Raw genomic sequence first — 23993 nt, forward strand, 5'->3', positions numbered from 1 at the left:
ATTGAATCTACGCATCGTGCTTTCCAAAAATCGATTCCGATTTTTGGGCCGATACTGTAGCCTTACGAGGAGAAGACGGTGGCATTCGTCTCCATGCGGGATTTGAAGGTTTCATTCAATGGCGTGCAGGTTCTGCACGGTATCGATATGGATATCGACCGCGGAGAAACGCTTGGTCTCGTCGGGGAATCGGGTTGCGGAAAATCCGTGACCTGGCTTGCAGCACTTGGGCTTTTGCCGGGCAAAGCCGCGATTTCGGGTTCGGTCGTCGTTGACGGCCAGCAACTCATTGGCGCGCAACGCGTCGTTCAGGAAGGCGTTCGCGGCGGCAGCATTGCGATGATTTTTCAGGACCCGAGTTCCTCCCTCAACCCGGTCAAGAAGGTCGGGGCGCAGATCGCGGAATCCCTGTCGCTGCATCGCGCGCTGAAGGGCAAGGCCGCGCGTCTTGAAACCATAAGGCTCATGGAGCGGGTTGGTATTCCCGATGCCGCACGAAGGTTCGATCTTTATCCGCACGAATTTTCTGGCGGGCAATGCCAGCGCCTGATGATTGCGATTGCCCTTGCCGGAGAGCCGGATGTGCTGATTGCCGACGAGCCGACAACGGCGCTCGATGTCACCATTCAGGCGCAGATACTCGATCTGTTGAACGAGATCAGACGCGACACGGGCATGGCGATTGTTTTCATCAGCCATGATCTGGGGGCCGTCAGCCAGATCTGTGAGCGTGTTTGCGTCATGTATGCCGGGCGGATCGTTGAAAGCGGGCAGACGTCAGATTTGTTTGAAACACCTAAGCATCCCTATACATGCGGTCTTTTCGACGCCATTCCGCGGCTCGATGGCGGTCGCGAAAGATTGCGGGCTATTCCGGGAACAGTTCCGGACCCGCGGCATTTGCCGCAAGGCTGTGCCTTTGCGCCACGCTGTTCGCAGGTTTCGCCCCGCTGTGAAACGCATAGTCCGCAACTGCTGCAAAATGGTGCTCAGAAAGTCGCCTGTTTTAATGCGGACCGTGCCTCTGCTGTCGCTTATCCCGATGTTGGCCTCGGCCAGCCCCTCTTCAGGGTACAGGGGGCAATAGCATGAGCTTTCTTCTCGAAGCACGCAATCTCGTGCGCACCTATGAGGGCGGCGGCATGTTTCGCAAGAGCGATCCGGTCAAAGCCGTCGATGGGGTCAGCCTTGCCGTCAAACCCGGCGAGACGCTCGGCATTGTGGGTGAATCGGGTTGCGGCAAGTCTACACTCGGGCGCATGCTGCTCGGCATTGATGATGCGACTGAAGGCGAAGTGCTTTTTGAGGGAAAGCTGCTGCCGCCGCGCAATACGCAGGCGTGGCGCAAACTGCGTGCCCAGATGCAGCTGGTTTTTCAGGACCCGCTCGCGGCCCTTGATCGTCGTCTGACTATTGCCGCGCAGATCGGCGAGCCTTTGCGCATCCACGGCATCGCTAAGGGCCGGGACGTGAAGGACCGTGTCGAGGAATTGATGATGTCGGTCGGTTTGCGCCGCGATCAGGGTGAGCGCTATCCACATGAATTGTCAGGCGGCCAGCGCCAGCGCGTCATCATCGCACGCGCGCTGGCGACAAACCCGCGCCTGCTCGTTTGCGACGAGCCGGTTTCAGCGCTCGATGTTTCCATTCAGGCGCAGATCGTCAATCTGCTGCGCGATTTGCAGGAGCGCCATGGCGTCGCCATGGTTTTCATCAGCCACGATCTCAAGGTGGTGCGCAATATCTGCGACCGTGTGGCGGTGATGTATCTGGGCAAGATCGTCGACGAAGCGGGTTCCGGTTTGATATTCGAAACACCGCAGCATCCTTATACGAAGGCGCTGGTTTCGTCCGTGCCGGTTCCGGGAAAGCGGCTCGAACACCGCATGATCCTCAAGGGAGAGCCGCCCAATCCGGCCAACCGTCCGGATGGATGCGTGTTTCACCCTCGTTGCCCCATGGCAGGCTTTCAATGTCCCACAGTCATGCCCGATCTTGAAGTGACCGGATACGACCGGCGCACCGCCTGCCATTTTGTCGATCCCCGCAAAACGGCGGCATGAGGCTTTCATGATCACCTATATCACATCCCGTCTGCTGCGCGCCCTTGTCACCGTCTTCCTGGTCATGACGTTTGCTTTCGTCGTGCTGCGCATGTCCGGCGATCCGGCACAGATCATGCTCGGCCCCGATGCGCCGCAGCAATCGGTTGATGCCTTTCGCAAGGCATGGGGGCTCGATGATCCTTTATGGCTGCAATATCTCTCTTATCTCAGAGGGATATTGAGCTTCGATTTCGGCGTCTCCATGCGTGACAAGGCACCGGCACTCGATCTCGTCTTGCAGCGCGTGCCTGCAACGCTTCAGATTACGATACCGGCGCTTATCATAAAGCTGGCTCTGGGGATTCCGGCCGGCGTTTATGCAGCACTACACCGGCAGGGCTTTGCGGATCGCGGTGTTATCACGCTGTCCATTTTAGGCTTTACTATTCCGTCCTTCGTGCTCGGGCTTGTGCTGGTGCTGATTTTTTCGATCCAGCTTGGCGTTCTGCCGTCGGGTGGCAGCGACACATGGGTCCATGGCATCCTGCCCACCATCACGATTGCCATCGGCGGCACGGCCATTCTGGCGCGCTTTTCCCGCTCCGCAATGATCGAGGTGCTCGGTCAGCCCTATATCCGCACCGCCTCGGCCAAAGGTGTGAGCTGGAACGATGTCATCTGGAAACACGCTCTGCCCAACGCCTCGGTGCCGATCGTTACCATTGCCGGATTGCTGGTCGGGGGCGTACTGATCGTCGGCGCGGTCGTGGTGGAATCGATTTTTTCGTGGCCCGGCATCGGCAGGCTTCTGGTCGTCTCTGTCGCCAATCGCGATCTGGCCGTCGTGCAATGCCTCCTGCTGGTCATTGCAAGCTGCATGGTCGTGGCCAATCTCGTGGTCGATGTGCTCTACGGCGTTCTTGATCCCCGCCTGCGGGCAAAATCCGCGCATTAAGGAGATCACCCCATGACAGACACAACGATCTCTCCGCTCATTCAGGCCCGTGCGTCTGAGAAACGCGCGCCCGGCTTCATAACGCGCCTGCGCGCGGCCATGCCGGTGAGTATAATTTTTGCAGCACTCTGGCTCGCCCTTATGGTGTTCGTGGTGTTCTTTGCCGATCTTATCCGTCCCTATTCGATTACCAAAATGGACCTGATGGCACGGCTTGTTCCTTATGGCACGCCCGGTCACTGGCTTGGTACGGATGAGCTTGGCCGCGATGTCTATTCGCGCCTGATCCAGTCGATCCGCGTGACGATGATCATTGCTTTTGGTGCCACGATCCTCTCGGCTTTTTTCGGAACGCTGCTGGGTTTTCTCGCCGCGCGATTTCGCGGATGGGTCGAGCATCTCGTGGTGATGATGGCTGATTTTCAGGCCGCCCTTCCTTTCATGATCCTGGCCCTCGCGGTGCTTGCCTTCTTCGGCAATTCGATGGCGCTCCTCATTTGCCTGATGGGCTTTTATGGCTGGGAACGCTATGCGCGCATCGCACGCGGGCTTGCGATTTCGGCTGGCGCGCAAGGCTATGCCAATGCCGTGGTGCAATTGGGTGCCACGCCGTTCCGGGTCTATTTCCATCACATCCTGCCCAATGTCGCCTCAACGCTGATCGTATCGATGACGCTCATTTTTCCGGAAATTATCCTGATGGAATCAAGCCTTTCCTTTCTCGGGCTGGGTGTCCAGCCACCGGCCACCTCTCTGGGAAATATGGTTGGGTTTGCGCGTGAATATCTGACCCAGGCACCCTGGATCATGCTGGCACCTGCGCTTGTGATCGTACTGACCACCCTTTCAATTTCCCTCCTCGGCGACTGGCTGCGCGACAAGCTTGACCCGACCCTGCAATAGGAACATCGCAATGATAGAGATCATGGCGCACCGCGGTGCGCGCAATCTGTGGGCTGAAAACTCCTTGGCCGGCTTTCGCAACGTGCTTGATCTTGAGGTGGAAGGCGTGGAATTCGACCTGCACCTGACGGATGCGGGACAGATACTGGTTATCCATGATGCAACGCTCGATCGCACGACGGATGGCCACGGCGAGGTTCGCGTTCTCGACGATGAGACGCGTCGTTCCATTCACCTCAAGGACGAGCAGGGAAATGTCGCCGCAGATCACATTGCGACCTTCGAAGAAGTTCTGGATGTTCTTGCCGCAAGGCCAGACCTCAAACTCTATGTCGAACTGAAATCAGGCACGGACGGCAAACCTTATGAAGGACTGGTCGAGAAAACAGTCGAAGTCATCAAGTCCCGCAAGATCGAAGACCACGTTGTCCTGCATTCCTTCGACCGCAACGTTGTCGAGCGGTGTGCCGAGGTTGCGCCGGAAATCAATCGCTTGATGTCGCTCAACGAGGAATGGGTGGAGCGTAATGGCGGACTTGAGAATTTCTTTGCGAGCGTCGAGCCGCTGGTCCGCTATGTAGGCGTTCACTATGCGCTGTTTGAAGCGGAATTCGAACGTATCATGGCGTTGTTTCCCAAAGAGCGACTGGGCGTATGGACGCTTAATGAGCGCGAGTTGATCGACCGTTGGATGAAGCGCGACATTGCCTATATCACATCCGACAGCCCCGATCTGGTTATCGCCGCGCGCCATGATTTTGTATTGTAAACCCTATAACCAGTCTTGCTTGGACGTTGATCGACACGATAAGTGCGCTCGAAGAGGCGCAGGCCCACCGAGAAAATAGCACCGTCCCACGGGACTTGAGACGATCATGGTTCGTTGGGTCTGTTAAATCAGGAAGCGTTTTCCTGTAAGAGTTGCAATGTCTTGATAGCTGCCGCTGCACGGTTTTCTACACCGAGCTTGATATAAACTTGCTCCAGATGTTTGTTGACTGTTCGCGCGCTCAATCCCAGAATTTCGCCAATATCACGGTTGGACTTTCCGCGCGCGATCCAGTGCAGAACATCGCTCTCGCGGGCTGTAAGGCCAAAGTGAAGCCGTAGCATATCAGCTTCGCCCGCCGCATTGACGGCAGTCAGACGGAACAGGAATTCATCCGCATTTGTTGCTCCGAGATATTGGATCTGAAGCGAGGCTGGTCCATTGACGGCGACTGTCGCCGGGCTTTGCCCCGTCTTCTCAGGCCTGTCAGGGGTTTGAAACCAGGCCTTGCATGTATCCTCAAGCACGGCCTGTCCATTGCCTGCATCAAGGACGCTTTCCACCAGGCGCATGGCCTGCGGTGTAGACCATAGAATTCGCCCTGCGCGATTGACGGCGAGAAGATGACGACCGCTTGCGTCGAGCGCGACACGAGCGCTTTGCACTGAGCGTGCATTGGTAAGATGCACCTTTATGCGCGCGCGCAATTCATCGATATTGATGGGCTTGGTCAGATAATCGACGCCTCCCGCCTCAAGCGCCTGAACGATATGTTCCGTTTCAGTAAGGCCTGTCATGAAAATGATAGGTACCAGCGAGACTGCGGGATTGGCCTTCAGTTGGCGACAGGTCTCGAAACCATCCATGCCGGGCATCACGGCGTCCATCAATATCATGTCGGGAGTGATGCGCTCGGCAATTCCGAGTGCTGCATTGCCCGATGTTGCAATCAGCACCGAATAATTGGCCAGTTCCAGCGCTTCGGTCAAAAAGCCGAGTGTCTGAGGTGAATCATCAACGATCAGAACCGTATCGCGTGAAATCCCGCTCATGGCCGGATGCCCGCTTCGGCTTCGAGTTGACGCAGAAACATATCGAATCCTGACATATTGAAGGCACGAATATAATCGCGCGCGCTTTCGACAAAGGGAACGAGCTGCTCGTCCTGTGCAAGAACGGCGAGCCTCGCCTCGATGCCACGCACATAGCCGATTTCGCTAAGGCGGATCAGGTCCTGCAAATCCGACAATGCCGGACTTTTGATGAATCTTGCCTTTTCTGTCGTCTTTTTTTCAACATTCTTATCGTAAATCCACTTCAGCCCAAGATGAAGCGCGAGTTTGGTGTGCAATTGCCTGAGATCGAAAGGTTTGCCCAGCGTGCCATTATGCGCATTGTCGGGCAATGGGTCGGACGGTGTTGCGTCGCCTATGTTGGCGGAGAGCATGATGATCGGAGCTTTCTCGCCTTTTTCGCGGAGCTTTGCCACCAGCTCCCAGCCATTCATCTGCGGCATGCGGATATCGATAAAATAAACGTCGGGTCGGATGCCGTCGACGAGTGTGAGGCATTCGGCACCGTTTTTGGCGGTCAACACGATGAAATCGAGCGGAGCCAGGATTTCGCGCATCAATGAGCAATGATCATCATTGTCGTCAACGATGATGATGGTACGGCGCGGTCCGCTATAGGCGATGATCTTTTGCGTGGGGGCTGCGAGATTGACCGGGCGATCGATGGCGCTGAGCATAAGGCGAACCTGAAAACGCGATCCTTTGCCATAGTGGCTTGTCAGCGACAGGTCGCCGCCCAGCGTATTGGTCAGCAATTTGGTGATGGTCAGGCCCAGGCCAAGGCCCGGCAGATGGCGCACATATTCGCCCTCACCGCGCTCGAATGGCTCGAATACGCGTTCTATGTCCTCATCCTTTATACCGCGTCCCGTATCCGTGATGCTGAAAGTCGCAACCTGATTGCGGTAGGCAACATCCAGCGCGACTTCGCCTTTTTCGGTGAACTTGATCGCATTGGAAAGAAGGTTGACCAGAATCTGCCGCAGGCGTTTCTCGTCGGTACGCACATATTGCGGCAGACTTTTCGTCTTCTGATAGAGAAAGGCAATGCCCTTGGCTTCCGCCTGAGGCTTCAACATATCGACGATCTGATCGAGAAAATCATGCAGGTTTATTTCGTTGGAATAAACCTGAAGATGCCCCGTTTCGATGCGGGAAATATCGAGCAGACCGTCAATCAGCCCTGAAAGATGATCAGCGCTGCGCCGGATGAGCTTTATCGATGGCTGGCGTGCTGGCGGAATGGTTTCGTCGCGCTCCAGTATCTGCGCATAGCCCAAAACTGCATTAAGCGGAGTGCGCAACTCATGGCTGAGGCCGACCACATAGCGGCTTTTGGCGCGGTTAGCGGCCTCCGCATTGTCCTTTGCTTTTTGCAGTGCCGCATCGGTCTGTCTGTGCGCGGCTATTTCCTTGAGCAAAAGCGTTGTCTGGCGCGAGGATTCCTCTTCCGCCACGATGCGGCTATCATGGGCCAGCACATAAAACCAGCACACGATGACGGCAATTAGCGCCAGCACGAAGAACACGATGAGAATGGTGCGGTTGACGACCTGCGCTGTGTCCGGCGAAGAAGCGCCGGCATGATAGGCGACAATGGCGAGGATTGCGCCGAGAGCGGCCACCGAAAGACAGGCTGTTACGGCATAGCGGCCCAATCGTGTCGAGAGCTTTTTGATGAGAGCTGGTGGAAGCAGCGCCTCTACGACTTTTGCACCTTGTGCTTTGAGATTGGCTTTCGGTTTGCAGAGGTCGTGGCAGCGGCTGTCGAGCGAGCAGCAAAGCGAACAGATCGGTGCTGCATAGGCCGGACACCACGCCATATCCTCCGGCTCGAACGCATGTTCGCAGACCGAGCAGGTAATAGTGCCTTTGCCTTGCCATGCGCGGCGGGGTTTACGCGCAAGATAATAGCGGCCTTTCGTCTTCCATGCGATAAGCGGTGAGACGAGGATGGCTACAAGTAACGCAATATAGGGTGCGAGTGCCGATGCCATGGAACCGAATGCGCCGAAATGCGCCGAAAGCGCTGCAATGGACGATATGGCCATCGTGCCTGTCCCGACGGGATTGATGTCATAAAGATGGGCACGTTTGAATTCGATGCCGGGCGGTGACAGACCAAGACGCTTGTTGATGAAGAGATCGGCAGAAATCGTAGACAACCATGCCATGGCAACGAGCGAAAAAATACCGAGTGCCTGTTCGAGCACCTGATAGACGCCAAGCTGCATCAAGAGAAGGCCGATTGCGACATTGAACACCAGCCAGACCACGCGGCCAGGATGGCTATGGGTGATACGCGAGAAGAAATTCGACCATGCCAATGACCCCGCATAGGCGTTCATCACATTGATCTTGAGCTGCGATACCACCACGAAGGCAGCGGTCAGAAGAAGGGCGACCGTAGGTGAGGAGATCATATAGCCAAAGGCAGTGAGATACATATGCGCCGGATCGGCGGCAACATCGGTTGAAACACCGGCGCTTAATGTCAGCACGACCAGAAACGATCCCGCAAGCAGTTTTGGCGCGCCAAGCACCACCCAGCCGGGGCCTGCGAGAAAGACGGCAATCCTGTGACGCAATTTTGACTGACCTTGAGGGGGCAGAAACCGCAGGAAATCGACTTGCTCGCCGATCTGAGCCATCAGTGCCAGAATGACAGCCGAAGCCGCGCCGAACTGCGCCAGCACGAAAGGCGCGCGCTCGCCATCGGTAAAGCCGCCCGTGATACCAGTAAATGTGCGCCAGAGGTGAAATTTCTCCCAGTCGATCAGTGCGATGAAAATGAAGGGCAGGATATTGAGCGCGATCCAGAAGGGCTGGGTTATGATCTGAAAGCGGCTGATCATGCGCACGCCATAAGTGACGAGCGGGATGACGACCACAGCACTGATGACATAGCCCATCCACATGGGAATGCCGAAAGCGAGCTTGAGCGCACCCGACATGATGGAGGCTTCGATGGCAAACAGCAGAAAGGTGAAAGTCGCATAGATCAGCGAGGTCACCGTTGATCCGATATAGCCAAAACTTGCGCCGCGCGTCAGAAGGTCGATGTCCACACCGTGGCGGATGGCGTAGCGGCTGATCGGTAGACCGATGCCCAGCATGACCATGCTTGCAACGAGGATCGCGGCAATCGCATTGCTCGTACCATAGGAAAACGTGATCGCACCGCCGATAGCCTCCAACGCCAGAAAGGAAATCGCACCGATTGCCGTATGGGCGATGCGGTTGGATGAGAAACGGCGCGCGCTTTTGGCGGTGAAACGCAGTGCGTAATCCTCGAGCGTTTCATCCGCGACCCAGCGGTTATAGTCCCGTCTTACAGGGATGATGCGTTGTCGCGCTGTCATGCCGTTTCATTTCCCCACCGGCGTTTTCTGGCCTCTGCAAAGAGAGATAACAGGAAAATTCAATAATGCATATTTCACCCCGGTAACTACGTCATTTGACGTATAAGCGAATGGCGTCCTCTCCCTGATAGTTGGGATAACCCGGAAAACGGGATCAGTTGAACAGAGGGGACACGCAATGACATTCCGGTCGCAGATGCTTGCCGCACTTTTTGCAAGTGCGCTCACCATTCCGAGCTTTACCAGCGCGTTGGCCGAAGAAGAGACGATCAAGGTCGGCATTCTTCATTCGCTGTCGGGCACGATGGCAATTTCAGAGACGACTCTCAAAGACGCCATGCTGATGCTCATCGAAGAGCAGAACAAGAAGGGCGGCATTCTGGGCAGGAAGCTCGAAGCCGTGGTCGTGGACCCAGCCTCCGACTGGCCGCTTTTTGCTGAAAAAGCGCGTCAGTTGATCTCACAGGACAAGGTTGCTGCCGTCTTCGGCTGCTGGACATCCGTCTCGCGTAAATCGGTGCTGCCGGTTTTCAAGGAATTGAACAATATATTGTTCTATCCGGTGCAATATGAGGGCGAAGAATCCGAGCGCAACGTCTTTTATACAGGTGCAGCACCAAACCAGCAGGCTATTCCCGCCGTCGACTACCTGATGGAAAATGAAGGTGTCGAGCGCTGGGTTCTGGAAGGCACAGACTATGTTTATCCGCGCACGACCAACAAGATTTTGGAAGCCTATCTGATTTCCAAGGGGGTAAAACCTGAAGATATCCGCGTCAATTATACGCCGTTCGGCTTCTCCGACTGGCAGACGGAAGTCGCAGCCATCAAGAGTTTTGGTGCGGCAGGCAAGAAGACCGCTGTAGTCTCGACCGTCAATGGCGACGCCAATGTCCCTTTCTATAAGGAGCTCGCCAATCAGGGTGTGAAGGCCGAGGATATTCCGGTCGTCGCCTTCTCGGTCGGCGAGGAAGAACTGGCCGGTATCGATACGGCACCGCTGGTCGGCCATCTTGCGGCATGGAACTATTTCCAGTCGGTGGATAATCCCGTCAATGCACAGTTTCTCGAAACCTGGCGTGCTTACACCAAGGATGACAAGCGCGTCACCAACGATCCGATGGAAGCCTCCTATATCGGCTTCAATATGTGGCTGAAGGCCGTGGAAAAAGCCGGAACCACCGATCCCGATGCGGTGATCGACGCGCTGGTCGGCGTCTCGGTTCCTAACCTTTCCGGGGGCTTCTCGGCAATGATGCCGAACCATCACATCACCAAGCCGGTGCTGATCGGTGAAATCCAGACGAATGGCCAGTTTGAAATCGTCAGCCAGACACCGGGGCTGATCGTCGGAGACGAATGGTCGGATTATCTGCCTGATTCAAAGAACCTGATTTCCGATTGGCGCGCGCCTATGTCCTGCGGCAATTTCAATGTCGAAACCGGCAAATGCGGCGGGCAAGGTGGCTCGTAAGGGCGGCTCTTGATCTCTTCCAGGTTCGGGCGGGCTGATCGCTCGCCCGGGGCTTTTATCTGATAAATGCAACAGCTTTAAGGGTGCCACCTATGGGACACCAAATCCGCGCAACATTTGTGCTTTTCTGCGTGATGTTCGCAAGCTTCATGGGGGCTGCCCGCGCTGCCGATGATTTTCAGGGGCTGGTCGATGCTGTGGGAAAAGCGAATTTTGTTCAGATGCAGGAGCGGATTTCAGCATTGGCAGCAACCGCTGACGCGCGTGCCGTTTCGGTGCTGAATGCGCTTGGCAGCGGCGATCTTTATATGCGTAAATCCGATGGTCGCGTCTTCATCAGCAGGGCATCGGGTGCAAATCTCAGCCTCATCGATCCGCTCAGTGGGGAGGCGGCAGGCATAGCCCCCAAGGGTGGTCTGGAGAAAGTCAAAGTCAACAATGCCGTTCGCCGTATCGTGCGCACGGCCTTGGGCGGCTTGACGCTGATGAGCCCCAACCGCGCAGAGCGGCTTCGCGCCGCGCAAACCGTGGCCGCAAACCCTGACCCCGACGCATTGCCATTGATCGAGGCAGCGCTTGAAAAAGAACAGGATGCCTCAATTAGGATATTGCTTGAAAAGGCGCAGGCCGCTTTGCTGCTTGTCTCCTCTCGACCGCTTGAAGCAAAACTCAAGGCAGCGCAATTTCTGACCGATCATGGCGACCGTTCCACACTATCCCTGTTGAATGCCGTACGCGCCAATGCGGAGCCAAAACTTGCCGCGGCACTTGATGCTGCGATTGCCCATATCGAGCAAAGGCAGGCTTTCTGGGATGCTGGCCAGAACGTCTGGTATGGCCTGTCGCTCGGCTCGGTCCTGTTGCTGGCTGCTATCGGCCTTGCTATCACCTTTGGCGTCATGGGCATCATCAATATGGCGCATGGCGAGATGGTCATGCTCGGTGCCTATGTGACTTTCGTCGTCCAGGATGTAATCCGCAGCCATTATCCGGGTATCTTCGATTGGTCGCTTGCCATTGCGCTGCCGCTGGCCTTTCTTTTCACCGCCCTTGTAGGGCTGGTGATCGAACGCGGCGTCATTCGCTTTCTTTATGGGCGTCCGCTTGAAACATTGCTTGCGACATGGGGGATTTCGCTGATCCTGCAACAGGGTGTGCGCTCGACCTTCGGGCCGACCAACCGTGAAGTCGGCAATCCATCATGGATGTCGGGTGCTTTTGAACTCGGTGGCATGACGATCACCTGGAACCGGCTCTGGATCATCGTGTTTTCATTGGCGGTATTTTTCACACTTCTGACGCTTTTGAAAAAATCGAATTTCGGCCTGCAAATGCGCGCCGTCACGCAAAATCGCCGCATGGCCTCCTCCATGGGCATCCGCACGCCTTATGTCGATGCGCTGACTTTTGCGCTCGGGTCCGGCATTGCCGGAATGGCCGGTGTGGCGCTGTCGCAGATCGACAATGTCTCGCCCAATCTCGGACAAGGCTACATCATCGACAGCTTCATGGTGGTGGTGTTTGGCGGTGTCGGCAATCTCTGGGGCACGCTGGTCGGCGCCTTCTCGCTCGGCATTCTCAACAAGTTCCTTGAACCTTATGCGGGCGCGGTGCTGGGCAAGATTTTCGTGCTCGTGCTCATCATCCTTTTCATTCAAAGACGTCCGCGTGGTCTTTTCGCGCTCAAAGGCAGGGCGGTGGAAGCATGATGACGGCTTTGTTTTTTCGCAGACTCGACCGCGGTGTCTTCATCTGTGTTGCCATGCTGATGGCCGTTGCCTTGATCGTGCCTGCTCTCAATCTGATGACATCATCTGATCATCCGCTGCATGTGCCGACCTATGTGGTGTCGCTGATGGGTAAATATCTGACCTATGCCATCCTGGCCTTGGCGCTCGATCTGGTATGGGGTTTTTGTGGTATTCTTTCGCTCGGACATGCCGCCTTTTTCGCACTCGGCGGCTATGCAATGGGCATGTATCTGGTGCGCCAGATCGGTGCACGCGGCGTTTATGGCAACCCAAATCTTCCGGATTTCATGGTTTTTCTTAACTGGAAGGAACTGCCTTGGTATTGGTTCGGCTTCGATCATTTCTGGTTTGCCGCCCTCATGGTGCTGCTGGTTCCTGGCCTGCTCGCTTTCATCTTCGGCTGGTTTGCCTTTCGCTCACGCGTGACCGGTGTTTATCTCTCCATCATCACGCAGGCCATGACCTACGCGCTGATGCTCGCCTTCTTCCGTAATGAGATGGGCTTTGGCGGCAATAACGGCCTGACCGATTTCAAGGATATTCTGGGCTTCAACATCCAGTCATCCGGCACGCGTACAGCACTTTTTGCGGCTTCCGCGCTTCTGCTGGCGCTCGCGCTGATTTTAAGTTCTGCAATCGTCAAATCGAAATTCGGCAAGGTGCTGGTCAGTGTGCGCGATGCCGAAAGCCGCACGCGCTTTCTGGGTTACAGGCCGGAAAACTACAAGCTCTTCATTTTTACGCTTTCGGCGATGATGGCGGCGGTGGCAGGCGCACTTTATGTGCCGCAGGTCGGTATCATCAATCCGGGCGAATTTGCGCCTGCCAATTCGATTGAAGTCGTCATATGGACGGCGGTAGGCGGGCGCGCGACACTGGTTGGGCCGGTCATTGGTGCCATTCTGGTCAATTTCGGCAAGAGCATTTTTACCACTGCCTTCCCGGAGATCTGGCTGTTTGCGCTGGGCGCATTGTTTGTGGCCGTAACACTTTTTCTGCCAAAAGGCATTGTCGGAACCTTTCGCTCCCTCATGGCTTCGCGCAGGTTCTTGAAGAAATCAGCTGCAGATGAACGGCAATTGCAAACGGCAGCGGCGGAGTGAAATGATGAGCGAAAGCAACCCTAGCCTACTTTATCTCAACGGTGTTTCCGTTTCCTTCGACGGCTTCAAGGCGTTGAATTCATTGTCCTTCGTTATTCAGCCGGGAGAGCTTCGCGCGATCATCGGCCCGAACGGTGCAGGTAAGACCACCATGATGGACATCATCACCGGCAAGACAAGGCCGGACGAAGGCGAAGTGTTTTTTGAAGGCGATATCGATCTGACCAAAAAGGACGAGGCCGATATTGCGCAAATCGGCATCGGGCGCAAATTCCAGAAGCCGACAGTGTTTGAAAGCCATAGCGTCTGGGACAATATCGAACTGGCGCTCAATCGTAAGCGCAATGTGTTTGCCACTTTGTTTTACAGCCAATCGGAAGCGGATCGGGATCGCATCGAGGAATTACTGAAAACCGTTCGGCTGTGGGCGCGACGTGACGAACTGGCTTCTGCTCTTTCGCATGGTCAGAAGCAATGGCTCGAAATCGGCATGCTTTTGGCACAGGAGCCGAAATTGTTGCTGGTCGATGAGCCGGTCGCAGGCATGACCGATGCCGAAACCACCGAAACAGCTATTCTTCTCAAGGAAATTGCCAAGACGCGTTCGGTCGTCGTGGTCGAACACGATATGGGTTTCATTCGCGATCTTGGCGTGAAGGTTACATGCCTTGCTGAAGGTTCGGTGCTGGCTGAAGGATCGATCGATTTTGTGAGTTCCGATCCAAAGGTGATCGAAAATTATCTGGGGCGCTGAGGGAAATGCTGACAATTGAAAATCTGAGCCTTCATTATGGTGCAGCACAGGCGCTGCGCGGCGTGTCTCTCAAAGCGGAAGCAGGAAAGATCACCTGCGTTCTGGGGCGTAACGGCGTCGGCAAAACCAGCCTTTTGCGTGCGGTCACCGGGCAGCAAAACCCAAGCGGCGGAAACGTTATTTTCGATAATCAGGATTTGAAAGGCCTGCCGCCCTATGCGCGCGCCATGCGCGGCATGGGTTATGTGCCGCAAGGGCGGGAAATCTTTCCGCTTTTAAGCGTCAAGGAAAATCTCGAAACCGGCTATGCCTCGATCAAGCGTTCGAACCGTTCCATTCCTGACGAGATATTCACCCTGTTTCCGGTGCTCAAAAACATGCTGTCGCGGCGCGGCGGCGATCTTTCCGGTGGCCAGCAGCAGCAACTGGCAATCGGCCGTGCCATGGTTTTGAGGCCTCGTATTCTGGTGCTGGATGAGCCGACCGAAGGCATTCAACCCTCTATCATCAAGGATATCGGTCGCGCCATCCGTTATCTACGCGATTCGACCGGCATGGCCATTCTTCTGGTCGAACAATATCTCGATTTCTGCCGCGAGCTTGCCGATCAAATTTATATCATGGATCGCGGCGAGATTGTTCTCGATGGCCCGGCTGAAATACTCGATACGGAAAGGGCACGCAGCCATTTGACGGTTTGATTGATGCTTGGCATCATCGAAAAGGAAATCAGCAAAATCGGTCCACATGAATGAAAAATGATGAAAGCAGTCAGGCCGCTCTGTCTTCTCAGCGCGTCAACGGCTTTGGCCGCCTGTCGGTTCATTTCAAGGAGGGTCGCACTCGCCTTGACCGGCTTTATCAGGAGGGCGCAGCAAAACTGCGCATGCCGCGCAATGGTGGCGATCCGCTTGAAGCCATATTGATCAATACGGCGGGCGGACTGACAGGCGGCGACCGTCTGCAATGGGAGTTGGAGTTACAGGAGGCCGCGCGCGCTCTTGTCACGACACAGGCCTGCGAACGCATTTATCGCACCAGTGGCGGCGAGGCGCGCATTGCAACACGGTTGAAAGCTGCAAAAGGCACGTATCTTGCTTGGCTTCCACAGGAGACAATTCTGTTTGATCAATCGGCACTGTCACGCTCGCTGGATGTGGAACTGGAAGAAGGAGCACAAGCCCTGCTGGTGGAGGCAACCGTATTCGGACGTCTGGCCATGGGAGAACAAATCGATGAGGCCTCTTTCAAGGACCGCTGGCGCATCAGGGTCGGGGGGCATCTTGTTCATGCGGAGCAGTTCCGTATAGGCCCGGATGTGGCCGGTCAGCTTAGCGCGAGCGCGGTAACAAAGGGGGCTGCGGCGATTGCCACGGTCCTTCTTGTTTCCGAGCGCGCCGAAAGCCTTCTCGATGATGCAAGGCGGGCTATCGGTGAGGATAGCGGTGCGAGTGTCTGGCAGGTCGGTGCAACGTCGAAGCTCGTGGCGCGGCTCCATGCGCGCGACAGTTATAGCTTGCGCAAGCGCCTCGACGCTTTGCTGGCTCTGCTCAACGAAAAGGCAGGACTGCCGAAAATTTGGTCAAATTGAACGCGATTTGCCCACCTTGATGAAACGGACAACTGGAATGCAATCATGAACCTGACGCCGAGGGAAAAAGACAAGCTTTTGATAGCCATGGCAGCCATGGTGGCGCGTCGCCGTCTGGAACGTGGCGTAAAACTCAATCATCCGGAAGCAATCGCCCTTATCAGCGATTTCGTTGTCGAGGGCGCACGCGATGGGCGCACGGTCGCGGATCTGATGGAAGCGGGAGCGCATGTGATTACCCGGGAACAGGTTATGGAGGGCGTTGCCGAGATGATCCACGATATTCAGGTCGAAGCTACGTTCCCGGACGGCACCAAGCTTGTCACAGTGCATGAACCAATCCGCTAATCTCCAGAGGAAATGAAAATGAAAAAATTGATGGCCTTGACGATGACAGCTCTGGTGCTTGGCGCAAGTCCGGCTTTCGCCCATCTCAACCCGGCCGAGCACGGATCTTTTGCGGCGGGTTTCACGCATCCCCTTTCAGGTCTTGATCATATTCTCGCGATGATCGCAGTTGGTCTCTGGGCAACCATGCTCGGCGGGCGCGCACTTTTCATTGTGCCGACTTCGTTTGTCGGCGTGATGCTGCTTGGCTTTATCGCCTCGATGCTCGGCCTGCCATTGCCTTTCGTCGAGCCGGTTATTCTCACCTCCGTCGTCGTGCTTGGTCTTGTGGTGGCGCTGGCGCTGCCAGTATCACCGGTGCTTGGTGCACTCGTCGTCGGCTTTTTCGCCTTTTTCCACGGTCATGCTCACGGCGGTGAAATCGGTACGGCGACACTTTTTGCCTATGGTGCAGGTTTTGCGCTGGCAACGGCTCTTTTGCATATTGCCAGTATTGGCCTTGGGCTTGGCGTCGGCACTTTGCTCAAAGGCGCCAAGGGCCAGATAGTGCTGCGCGCGGCAGGCGGTGCGACTGCGCTTGGTGGCCTTATGCTGATGGTTGGATGAGGTGAATGATGATCCCCGGTGAAATTTTCACATTAGACGGCGATATCGAACTGAATTCAGGCCAGCCTGTCGTTACGCTCAAGGTTGCCAATAAAGGCGACCGGCCCATTCAGGTTGGAAGCCACTATCATTTTTATGAAGTGAATGCGGCGCTTGCCTTCGACCGCGATCAGGCGCGCGGCATGCGGCTTGATATTGCTGCTGGCACAGCAATACGCTTTGAGCCGGGGCAGGAGCGAGACGTGATGCTGGTTCCCTATCAAGGGAAAAGGCAAGTCTACGGCTTTCGCCAGATGATCATGGGCAAACTTTGAGCCTGCCGGAAAGGGTGTTTCATGCCAGCCAGAATTAGCCGCGCCACCTATGCGCAGATGTTCGGCCCCACAACCGGCGACAAAGTGCGTCTTGCCGATACCGAGCTTATCATCGAAGTCGAGCGCGACCTCACGACTTATGGTGAGGAAGTGAAATTTGGCGGCGGCAAGGTCATCCGCGACGGCATGGGCCAGAGCCAGTTGTCACGCGCTGAAGGTGCGGTGGATACCGTCATCACCAATGCGCTGATCGTTGATCATAGCGGTATCTACAAGGCCGATGTCGGGCTTTTGGACGGGCGCATTGCAGGCATTGGCAAGGCAGGCAACCCCGACACACAACCGGGTGTGACGATCATCATCGGTCCCGGCACCGAAGTGATCGCCGGTGAAGGCCGTATTCTGACTGCTGGCGGCATCGATTCCCATATTCATTTCATCTCGCCGCAGCAGGTGGAAGAAGCGCTCAATTCCGGTGTTACCTGCATGATCGGCGGCGGAACGGGACCGGCGCATGGCACGCTTGCGACCACTTGCACGCCGGGGCCGTGGAATATTGCGCGACTTATCCAGTCCTTTGACGGTATGGCGATGAATTTCGGCGTGTTCGGCAAGGGCAATGCCTCGCTTCCCGGAGCACTCGAAGAAATGGTGCTGGCGGGGGCTTGCGGGCTAAAACTGCATGAAGACTGGGGCATAACGCCCGCGGCAATCGATAACTGCCTGTCCGTTGCCGATCATTTCGATGTGCAGGTGGCAATTCATACCGATACGTTGAATGAATCGGGCTTTGTCGAGGATACGCTTGCAGCCTTCAAGGGCCGCACTATCCATTCCTTCCACACCGAAGGCGCTGGCGGAGGGCACGCGCCGGATATCATCCGTGTTTGCCAGTATCCCAATGTACTTCCCGCTTCGACCAATCCAACCCGACCGTATACGGTCAACACGGTCGCAGAACATCTCGACATGCTGATGGTCTGTCATCATCTTTCGCCTGCTATTCGTGAGGATATTGCCTTTGCCGAAAGCCGTATCCGCAAGGAAACCATTGCGGCAGAAGATATTCTGCACGACATGGGTGCCTTCTCGATCATTTCTTCCGACAGTCAGGCCATGGGCCGCGTCGGCGAGATGATTATTCGCTGCTGGCAGACAGCGGATAAGATGAAGCGCCAGCGTGGGAGCCTTCCCGACGATGTGCCGGGCAATGATAATTATCGTGCGCGGCGGTATGTCGCCAAATATACCATCAATCCGGCCATTGCGCATGGCATCTCGCATGAGATCGGTTCGGTGGAGGTTGGAAAACGCGCCGATCTTGTCTTGTGGAACCCGGCCTTCTTTGGCGTCAAACCGGATTTCGTGCTGCTTGGCGGCTGGATTGCAACAGCACCGATGGGTGATCCCAACGCGTCTATCCCGACACCGCAGCCGATGCATTACCGGCCGATGTTCGGCGCGTTCGGCAAGGCGCGGACCAATTCATCCGTCACTTTCGTTTCAAAGGCCGCGATGGACCATGGATTGCGTGAGAAGATCGGGGTCGACAAGCAGATGGTGGCTGTCCGCAATACCCGTGGCGGGATCGGCAAGCACTCGATGGTCTTGAACGATGCCATGCCGCAGATGGAGGTCGATCCTGAAACCTATGAAGTGCGGGCGGATGGTGAGCTTCTCACCTGCGAGCCGGTCGACATTGTGCCGATGGCGCAACGTTATTTTCTATTTTAGCGAGATCAAAAATGTTTGCAGTGAAGTCGATCATCCGTGCGCCTGAAGTCAACGATGCAGTGCCAGCGGGCCACGCATTACTAGATCGTGACGAACGCCATCTGCGCCGCAAGACCATCACGCTTGAAAATGGCGAGAAGATTTTCTGCGATTTTGCCGAAGCGGTGGTTCTGGAACATGGCGACAGGCTACTTCTCGATGATGGGCGCGAGATCGAAATTCGCGCCTTGCGTGAAGAGCTTTATGAAATTCGTGGTCGTGATCTTCTCCATCTCACCGAACTTGCTTGGCATATTGGCAATCGCCACCTGGCTGCACAGATCGAAGCCGACCGCATTTTTATTGCGCGCGATCATGTCATCAAGGCGATGCTTGAAGGGCTTGGTGCAAAGGTGAACGAGATCACGGAAATATTCAGCCCCTTACGCGGAGCTTATTCGGGCGGTCATCACGCGCATGGTCACGACCATCACGGCCACCATGACCATCACGACTGAGCATGACATTGCACTTTTGCGGCTGATGGGCTGGCTGTCGCCGGTTTTTCCGGTCGGCTCTTTCAGCTATAGCCACGGGCTGGAACGCGCCGTCCATGACGGGCTGGTCCGTAATGTGCGTGAGCTTGAGGACTGGCTCGGATGGCTCATCAGCCATGGCTCCGGCTGGAACGATGCCGTTTTATGTGCGCAAAGCTGGCGCAAGGCGGGTGACGGTGCCGCTCTGGTTGAACTGGCCATATTGGCCGAGGCTTTGGCCGGTTCAAAAGAACGGCATATGGAAACCATGCTACAAGGCGAGGCTTTTATGAAAGCTGCTCAAAGCTGGCCGCATGATATTTTCGAGCGCCTGTCAAAGCATTGCGCTTATCCGGTTGCGGTGGGGGCTGTTGCAGGCGCACATGGCGTGCCGCTTGGGCTGGTCTTGCCAGCTTTTTTACAGGCGTTTTCGATCAATCTGCTTCAGGCGGCAATCCGCCTTTCCGTCACCGGGCAAAGCGGTGTCACAACCATTATGGCAGCGCTTGAGCCGGTTCTGTCGCAGACGGCAAAACGAGCCGGTCAGTCCACACTCGATGATCTTGGCTCGATGACGATCATGTCCGACATCATGGCCATGAAACATGAAACCCAGCATTCGAGGCTTTTTCGCTCATGACACAGAAGAATGGACCCTTGCGCGTCGGTATTGGCGGCCCTGTCGGCTCCGGCAAGACAACGCTCACCGAAAAGCTCTGCAAGGCATTTCGTGATACATACTCCATCGCAGTCGTTACCAACGACATCTATACCCGTGAAGATGCGCTGATTCTGGCGCGTCATCAGGCGCTGTCTGAAGACCGGATCATGGGGGTTGAAACCGGCGGCTGTCCGCATACGGCAATCCGCGAAGATGCCTCGATCAACCTTCAGGCGATTGCAGCCATGAACGCGCGGTTTCCCGATCTCGATATTGTTTTCATCGAATCCGGTGGCGACAATCTGGCGGCGACATTCTCGCCCGATCTCGCTGATCTGACGCTTTATGTCATTTCGGTCTGTCAGGGCGGGGATATTCCGCGCAAGGGTGGGCCCGGCATCACAAAATCGGATTTTCTCGTCATCAACAAGAGCGATCTGGCACCGCATGTGCATGTTGATCTTGTTGAGATGGAAGCCGACACAGTACGCGCACGCGGAAAACGCCCCTATGGTTTTACCGATCTTTATCGCGGCAAGGGTGTTGAGGAAATAGTTGATTTTCTCGTGGAAAATGGCGGGCTGGTTTCGTCCTCCGCCTGATGGATTGCCGGGTTTTAAGGCAGTCTTTCTCCATTTATGTGGCACAGGAATAAATATTAAGCAGCTCTCTGAAAGTGCAAATCTGCGCACTTGCATTTCCCTGAAATGACGCCGACTATCAAAGAAAAAATAAGGGGAAACATGTGAAGCCATTCGATGAAATGCTCCATGCTGAAGAGGCTGGCGTTCGCGCGCCATACCGCTTTATCAAGCAGTGGCTCGACGGGCAGGATGCGAACAATCTTTTACAGAAGGCACAGGATGCGGAAAACGTTTTTCGCAAAACGGGCATAACATTTGCCGTCTACGGCGATGAAGAAGCAGCCGAGAGGCTCATTCCATTCGATATCATTCCGCGCATCATTTCAGGTCAGGAATGGCGAAAACTCTCACAGGGTATCGAGCAGCGGGTCATGGCGCTCAATGCCTTTCTCGATGATATTTATCATCGGCAAGAGATCGTCCGCGCTGGACGTATTCCAAAAGAACTGATCACCAATAACGAAGCCTTTTTGCCCGAAATGATTGGCTTTCGACCTCCGGGCAATGTCTATACCCATATTATCGGTGTGGATATCGTGCGCACGGCTGAAAACCAGTTCTATGTGCTCGAAGACAATGCGCGCACACCTTCCGGCGTTTCCTATATGCTGGAAAACCGTGAGACGATGATGCAGCTTTTTCCAGAGCTGTTTCAGAAGGTCAAGGTGCGCCCGGTCGAGAACTATCCGCAATTGCTGCGCCAGTCGTTGGCGCGTGTTGCACCGGCATCGGCAAACGGCACGCCGACAGTCGCTGTGCTGACGCCCGGCATTTATAATTCGGCCTATTTCGAGCATGCCTTTCTGGCTGATCAGATGGGTGTGGAACTGGTCGAAGGTAGCGATCTGCGCGTGGTCGATGGCCGTGTCGCCATGCGCACCACGCAAGGTTATCGGGCAATCGATGTTCTTTACCGCCGTGTCGACGATGCCTATCTTGATCCGCTCACATTTCACCCGGATTCAACCCTTGGCGTTGCGGGTATCATGGATGTCTATCGCGCCGGCAATATCACCATCGCCAATGCACCGGGAACAGGCATTGCCGATGACAAGGCGATCTATTCCTATATGCCGGAGATTGTCGAATTCTATACCGGTCGCAAGGCCATCCTTGAAAATGTACCGACTTGGCGTTGCTCGGAGGCCGACAGTCTTGCCTATGTGCTCGACAATCTGGCCGATCTGGTTGTCAAGGAAGTACATGGCTCGGGTGGCTATGGCATGCTGGTCGGGCCTGCGGCGACCAAGGCGGAGCGCGATACCTTTGCGCTCAAGCTCAAGGCACGTCCCGGCAATTATATCGCGCAACCGACACTGGCGCTTTCGACGACCCCCATATTCACAGAAAAAGGGCTTGCGCCGCGCCATGTCGATCTCAGGCCCTTTGTGCTGGTGTCCGATCACATCCGCATCACACCGGGAGGCCTTACCCGCGTGGCGCTGAAAGAGGGATCGCTTGTCGTCAATTCCAGTCAAGGCGGCGGCACCAAGGACACCTGGGTTCTGGACGACTGAAGTTAACAACGAAGCAGCTTGTTGCAACAGGCGCCAGAATTGGGCACGAAAAAGGGGAATGAATTCATGCTTCTTGGCCGCACGGCAAATGGGCTTTACTGGATGTTTCGTTATATTGAGCGCGCGGAAAACATGGCGCGGCTTGTCGATGCGGGATTACGCATGGCGCTGACAAAAACCTCGGATGCGCCGGAAGAATGGTCGTCGGTCGTGGTGTCGGCTGGAGCAAGTCGGACATTTTCTGCCAAGTATGATGCTTATAATGCAGCCAATGTTGCGGATTTTCTGCTGCGGGACATGGAAAACCCCTCAAGCGTTATGTCCTGTTTCGAGAATGCGCGCTCTAATGGCCGCATGGTGCGCACCGCATTGACGCGGGAGGCCTGGGAAAGCATCAATGAATCATGGATGATTTTGAAAAAAGTGCTACGCAAACCGCTTAACGAAGCTGATCTTCCAGCACTTCTCAATCATATCAAGCGCGAGACGGCGCTGATCTGCGGTGCCTTTCATGGCACCATGCTGCGCAATGAGATTTTTGATTTTGCAGGCCTTGGTACTTTCATCGAGCGGGCCGACAATACGGCGCGTATTCTCGATGTAAAATATTATGTCCTCCTGCCGTCCATCTCCTATGTTGGAACGTCGATGGACAATTATCAATGGGAGTCTATCCTGCGTTCGGTCTCAGCCCATCGCTCTTATCGCTGGGTCTATGACGGCGATTATCGTCCGGCACAGGTCGCAGATTATCTCATCCTCAATGAGCGCATGCCGCGCTCGCTCAATTTCTGCTATTCCAGCATCAATGCGCATCTCGGCTATCTGTCACGGGATTATGGGGCGAGCGCTATTTGCCACGACACCGCAGGCAAGACCTATGCGCTCCTCAAAGATCAGGACATCAATTCGGTGTTCGATATTGGCCTGCATGAGTTTCTCACTGACTTCATCGCTTGCAACAACCGCCTCGGAAACGAGATTGCTGAAACCTATAATTTTTATTGAGGGTCTCGTTTGCTGCTCACCATATCTCACATTTCGCAATACGCTTATGATCAGCCGGTTGCTTATGCGCTGCAACGCCTGCGCCTGTTTCCTCAAAATGTGCCGGGCCAGACGGTCAGGCATTGGGAGGTCAGGATTGAGGGTGGTGAGCGTGAGGTCAGCTATGTGGACGGTTTCGGCAATCGCACGGAACTGGTACAGCATGCGCGCAATGCCAGCGAAATTATCATCACGGCAAGTGGCAGCGTTGAGGTGGAGGACCGCGCAGGTGTTCTCGGCCCTGTGTATAGTCAGGCACCTTTGTGGCTATTCGAGCGCGAAACAGCCTTGACCGCTCCGGGCGAACTTATTCGCGCTCTTGCCGATAAATGTGCGTCGCTTAATGAGCCGCTGGAGAAAATGCACACTCTTATGAATGCGGTTCATGAGGCCGTCACCTATATGCCGGGGGCAACGGATGTTTTCACCGATGCCGAAAGCGCATTGGCTGCCGGGCAGGGCGTGTGTCAGGATCACAGCCATGTTTTCCTTGCGGCTGCGCGGCTTCTCAATATTCCGGCGCGTTATGTTTCCGGCTATCTGATGATGGAAGGTATTGAAGAACAGACGGCAAGCCATGCCTGGGCGGAAGCGCATGTAAGCGGACTTGGATGGGTGGGGTTTGATGCGGCCAATAATATCTGTCCCAATGATCGCTATGTTCGCATGGCGACAGGGCTTGATTATCGCGATGCGGCACCCGTTTCAGGTGTGCGTCTTGGCCAAGCATCGGAAATGCTTGCAGTTCAGATCAATGTCGGGCAGTGACTGGTGCCGATAACATATTGAATCCACGCATCGTAGCTTCCAAAATTCAATTCCGCTTT

23 protein-coding genes are annotated in these 23993 nt (G+C 55.5%); 21 read left to right on the forward strand and 2 right to left on the reverse strand.

Going from position 1 to position 23993, the window contains the following annotated elements; all coding sequences use genetic code 11:
* Positions 1-93 precede the first annotated feature (93 nt).
* Genes AAIB41_RS13405 through AAIB41_RS13425 form a run of 5 tightly spaced genes read left to right on the forward strand, consistent with a single transcriptional unit; the run spans position 94 to position 4672 of the window.
* Positions 94-1092, forward strand: a complete 999-nt coding sequence (locus tag AAIB41_RS13405; protein WP_343316071.1) for an ABC transporter ATP-binding protein — start codon at positions 94-96, stop codon at positions 1090-1092.
* Positions 1089-2063: an ABC transporter ATP-binding protein gene (locus tag AAIB41_RS13410; RefSeq protein ID WP_343315783.1), complete on the forward strand. Its 975-nt coding sequence runs from the start codon at positions 1089-1091 to the stop codon at positions 2061-2063. Before AAIB41_RS13405 ends, AAIB41_RS13410 begins: the two co-directional genes overlap by 4 nt.
* A 7-nt stretch (positions 2064-2070) precedes the next feature.
* The gene (locus tag AAIB41_RS13415; RefSeq protein ID WP_343315784.1) at positions 2071-3000 is read left to right on the forward strand and encodes an ABC transporter permease; all 930 of its coding nucleotides are present in this window, start codon (positions 2071-2073) and stop codon (positions 2998-3000) included.
* A gap of 12 nt (positions 3001-3012) precedes the next feature.
* A complete protein-coding gene (locus AAIB41_RS13420; protein WP_343315785.1) occupies positions 3013-3903 on the forward strand; it encodes an ABC transporter permease in 891 nt (296 codons plus the stop codon).
* 10 nt (positions 3904-3913) lie between these two features.
* Positions 3914-4672, forward strand: coding sequence for a glycerophosphodiester phosphodiesterase family protein (locus AAIB41_RS13425; protein WP_343315786.1), 759 nt, complete (start codon positions 3914-3916; stop codon positions 4670-4672).
* Positions 4673-4800: 128 nt separating this feature from the next.
* Here the strand turns inward: AAIB41_RS13425 and AAIB41_RS13430 are convergent, their stop codons facing one another.
* Complete coding sequence (locus AAIB41_RS13430; RefSeq protein WP_343315787.1) at positions 4801-5724, reverse strand: response regulator; 924 nt, start codon at positions 5722-5724, stop codon at positions 4801-4803.
* Positions 5721-9107: an ATP-binding protein gene (locus tag AAIB41_RS13435; RefSeq protein WP_343315788.1), complete on the reverse strand. Its 3387-nt coding sequence runs from the start codon at positions 9105-9107 to the stop codon at positions 5721-5723. Before AAIB41_RS13435 ends, AAIB41_RS13430 begins: the two co-directional genes overlap by 4 nt.
* 178 nt (positions 9108-9285) lie before the next feature.
* On the opposite strand from AAIB41_RS13435, the gene urtA reads away from it, so the two are divergent.
* From urtA to AAIB41_RS13515, 16 genes are all read left to right on the forward strand, one after another.
* Entirely contained in the window at positions 9286-10581 is a 1296-nt protein-coding gene (urtA, locus tag AAIB41_RS13440) for an urea ABC transporter substrate-binding protein (protein ID WP_343315789.1), read from the forward strand.
* A gap of 134 nt (positions 10582-10715) precedes the next feature.
* On the forward strand, positions 10716-12290 hold the full coding sequence (urtB, locus tag AAIB41_RS13445) for an urea ABC transporter permease subunit UrtB (protein ID WP_343316072.1): 1575 nt from the start codon (positions 10716-10718) through the stop codon (positions 12288-12290).
* Positions 12287-13435 (forward strand): urea ABC transporter permease subunit UrtC, encoded by a 1149-nt coding sequence (gene urtC / locus AAIB41_RS13450; RefSeq protein WP_343315790.1) that lies wholly within the window; start codon positions 12287-12289, stop codon positions 13433-13435. Before urtB ends, urtC begins: the two co-directional genes overlap by 4 nt.
* Position 13436: 1 nt before the next feature.
* Positions 13437-14189 (forward strand): urea ABC transporter ATP-binding protein UrtD, encoded by a 753-nt coding sequence (gene urtD / locus AAIB41_RS13455; protein WP_343315791.1) that lies wholly within the window; start codon positions 13437-13439, stop codon positions 14187-14189.
* Between the two features lie 5 nt (positions 14190-14194).
* Complete coding sequence (urtE, locus tag AAIB41_RS13460; protein ID WP_343315792.1) at positions 14195-14890, forward strand: urea ABC transporter ATP-binding subunit UrtE; 696 nt, start codon at positions 14195-14197, stop codon at positions 14888-14890.
* 50 nt (positions 14891-14940) lie between these two features.
* Positions 14941-15780, forward strand: a complete 840-nt coding sequence (locus AAIB41_RS13465; protein WP_343315793.1) for an urease accessory protein UreD — start codon at positions 14941-14943, stop codon at positions 15778-15780.
* A 45-nt stretch (positions 15781-15825) separates the two neighbouring features.
* Positions 15826-16128: an urease subunit gamma gene (locus AAIB41_RS13470; RefSeq protein ID WP_343315794.1), complete on the forward strand. Its 303-nt coding sequence runs from the start codon at positions 15826-15828 to the stop codon at positions 16126-16128.
* 18 nt (positions 16129-16146) lie between these two features.
* A complete protein-coding gene (locus AAIB41_RS13475) occupies positions 16147-16734 on the forward strand; it encodes a HupE/UreJ family protein (protein WP_343315795.1) in 588 nt (195 codons plus the stop codon).
* Between the two features lie 8 nt (positions 16735-16742).
* On the forward strand, positions 16743-17048 hold the full coding sequence (locus tag AAIB41_RS13480) for an urease subunit beta (protein WP_343316073.1): 306 nt from the start codon (positions 16743-16745) through the stop codon (positions 17046-17048).
* A gap of 21 nt (positions 17049-17069) precedes the next feature.
* Positions 17070-18782 (forward strand): urease subunit alpha, encoded by a 1713-nt coding sequence (gene ureC, locus AAIB41_RS13485; RefSeq protein WP_343315796.1) that lies wholly within the window; start codon positions 17070-17072, stop codon positions 18780-18782.
* 11 nt (positions 18783-18793) lie between these two features.
* Positions 18794-19279, forward strand: coding sequence for an urease accessory protein UreE (gene ureE, locus AAIB41_RS13490; protein ID WP_343315797.1), 486 nt, complete (start codon positions 18794-18796; stop codon positions 19277-19279).
* Positions 19239-19937 carry an urease accessory protein UreF gene (locus AAIB41_RS13495; RefSeq protein WP_343315798.1) on the forward strand — a complete coding sequence of 233 codons (699 nt, stop codon included), beginning with the start codon at positions 19239-19241 and terminating at the stop codon, positions 19935-19937. Before ureE ends, AAIB41_RS13495 begins: the two co-directional genes overlap by 41 nt.
* Complete coding sequence (ureG, locus tag AAIB41_RS13500; RefSeq protein ID WP_343315799.1) at positions 19934-20560, forward strand: urease accessory protein UreG; 627 nt, start codon at positions 19934-19936, stop codon at positions 20558-20560. Before AAIB41_RS13495 ends, ureG begins: the two co-directional genes overlap by 4 nt.
* A gap of 143 nt (positions 20561-20703) precedes the next feature.
* Positions 20704-22119, forward strand: a complete 1416-nt coding sequence (locus AAIB41_RS13505) for a circularly permuted type 2 ATP-grasp protein (protein WP_343315800.1) — start codon at positions 20704-20706, stop codon at positions 22117-22119.
* Positions 22120-22185: 66 nt separating this feature from the next.
* Positions 22186-23127, forward strand: coding sequence for an alpha-E domain-containing protein (locus tag AAIB41_RS13510; RefSeq protein ID WP_343315801.1), 942 nt, complete (start codon positions 22186-22188; stop codon positions 23125-23127).
* Between the two features lie 9 nt (positions 23128-23136).
* Positions 23137-23934: a transglutaminase family protein gene (locus AAIB41_RS13515; RefSeq protein WP_343315802.1), complete on the forward strand. Its 798-nt coding sequence runs from the start codon at positions 23137-23139 to the stop codon at positions 23932-23934.
* Positions 23935-23993 lie beyond the last annotated feature (59 nt).

This window comes from Brucella sp. BE17 (assembly GCF_039545455.1).
Taxonomy (GTDB): domain Bacteria; phylum Pseudomonadota; class Alphaproteobacteria; order Rhizobiales; family Rhizobiaceae; genus Brucella.

Excerpts from the sequence above, each read along its gene's own strand:
- AAIB41_RS13405 (WP_343316071.1), top strand. The coding sequence starts at position 94 with ATGCGGGATTTGAAGGTTTCATTCAATGGCGTGCAGGTTCTGCACGGT.
- AAIB41_RS13410 (WP_343315783.1), top strand. The coding sequence starts at position 1,089 with ATGAGCTTTCTTCTCGAAGCACGCAATCTCGTGCGCACCTATGAGGGC.
- AAIB41_RS13415 (WP_343315784.1), top strand. The coding sequence starts at position 2,071 with ATGATCACCTATATCACATCCCGTCTGCTGCGCGCCCTTGTCACCGTC.
- AAIB41_RS13420 (WP_343315785.1), top strand. The coding sequence starts at position 3,013 with ATGACAGACACAACGATCTCTCCGCTCATTCAGGCCCGTGCGTCTGAG.
- AAIB41_RS13425 (WP_343315786.1), top strand. The coding sequence starts at position 3,914 with ATGATAGAGATCATGGCGCACCGCGGTGCGCGCAATCTGTGGGCTGAA.
- AAIB41_RS13430 (WP_343315787.1), bottom strand. The coding sequence starts at position 5,724 with ATGAGCGGGATTTCACGCGATACGGTTCTGATCGTTGATGATTCACCT.
- AAIB41_RS13435 (WP_343315788.1), bottom strand. The coding sequence starts at position 9,107 with ATGACAGCGCGACAACGCATCATCCCTGTAAGACGGGACTATAACCGC.
- urtA (WP_343315789.1), top strand. The coding sequence starts at position 9,286 with ATGACATTCCGGTCGCAGATGCTTGCCGCACTTTTTGCAAGTGCGCTC.
- urtB (WP_343316072.1), top strand. The coding sequence starts at position 10,716 with ATGTTCGCAAGCTTCATGGGGGCTGCCCGCGCTGCCGATGATTTTCAG.
- urtC (WP_343315790.1), top strand. The coding sequence starts at position 12,287 with ATGATGACGGCTTTGTTTTTTCGCAGACTCGACCGCGGTGTCTTCATC.
- urtD (WP_343315791.1), top strand. The coding sequence starts at position 13,437 with ATGATGAGCGAAAGCAACCCTAGCCTACTTTATCTCAACGGTGTTTCC.
- urtE (WP_343315792.1), top strand. The coding sequence starts at position 14,195 with ATGCTGACAATTGAAAATCTGAGCCTTCATTATGGTGCAGCACAGGCG.
- AAIB41_RS13465 (WP_343315793.1), top strand. The coding sequence starts at position 14,941 with ATGAAAAATGATGAAAGCAGTCAGGCCGCTCTGTCTTCTCAGCGCGTC.
- AAIB41_RS13470 (WP_343315794.1), top strand. The coding sequence starts at position 15,826 with ATGAACCTGACGCCGAGGGAAAAAGACAAGCTTTTGATAGCCATGGCA.
- AAIB41_RS13475 (WP_343315795.1), top strand. The coding sequence starts at position 16,147 with ATGAAAAAATTGATGGCCTTGACGATGACAGCTCTGGTGCTTGGCGCA.
- AAIB41_RS13480 (WP_343316073.1), top strand. The coding sequence starts at position 16,743 with ATGATCCCCGGTGAAATTTTCACATTAGACGGCGATATCGAACTGAAT.
- ureC (WP_343315796.1), top strand. The coding sequence starts at position 17,070 with ATGCCAGCCAGAATTAGCCGCGCCACCTATGCGCAGATGTTCGGCCCC.
- ureE (WP_343315797.1), top strand. The coding sequence starts at position 18,794 with ATGTTTGCAGTGAAGTCGATCATCCGTGCGCCTGAAGTCAACGATGCA.
- AAIB41_RS13495 (WP_343315798.1), top strand. The coding sequence starts at position 19,239 with ATGGTCACGACCATCACGGCCACCATGACCATCACGACTGAGCATGAC.
- ureG (WP_343315799.1), top strand. The coding sequence starts at position 19,934 with ATGACACAGAAGAATGGACCCTTGCGCGTCGGTATTGGCGGCCCTGTC.
- AAIB41_RS13510 (WP_343315801.1), top strand. The coding sequence starts at position 22,186 with ATGCTTCTTGGCCGCACGGCAAATGGGCTTTACTGGATGTTTCGTTAT.